Genomic DNA, 419 nt, shown 5'->3' with positions numbered 1-419 from the left:
ACGGAAGATCGAGCACAGCAAAGCGCTGAGGCGCGGCCTGCGGCCCGCCTCCGGCTCGGTGATCGCGTGAAGATCGCTCATCGGAGACCCTCCCCGGAACCGGGATATGCAACGTAGTAGGCATTGATCGGGTCGTGCGGCAGACGATGGGTTTCAACTTCCGCGAAGCCCGCGGCCGCAAGATATTCCTGCGCGGTCTCGACGCCCCACATCGCGCCAAGTCCGGGCCCGCCCTGCCCGATCGGGATCGGCGTGCAATGCATGCTGGAAATCGTGAACAGCAGCGGAGCAAACGGGTTGTCGATGTTCTTTTCGAGATCCCTGGAACCGCCGATATCCTGCATCAGGAACACACCGTCCTGGTTCAGCGAACTGCGAACCGTGTCAAGCAACCCCAAGGGGTCTTTCTGGTCATGGAC

Annotated in this window: 1 protein-coding gene; it reads right to left on the bottom strand. The window is 61.8% G+C overall.

Annotation, left to right across the window (positions count from 1 at the left end):
* Window positions 1-77: 77 nt before the first annotated feature.
* Window positions 78-419: hypothetical protein (locus tag FMN52_RS19780; RefSeq protein ID WP_205424871.1), on the bottom strand; the 342-nt coding region annotated here is incomplete at its 5' end.

The sequence above is a fragment of the Marinobacter sp. BW6 genome (genome assembly GCF_008107725.1).
Lineage (GTDB): Bacteria > Pseudomonadota > Gammaproteobacteria > Pseudomonadales > Oleiphilaceae > Marinobacter.
The sequence above is the reverse complement of the archived record's forward strand: the minus strand, read 5'-3'. Positions and strand labels throughout refer to the sequence as shown.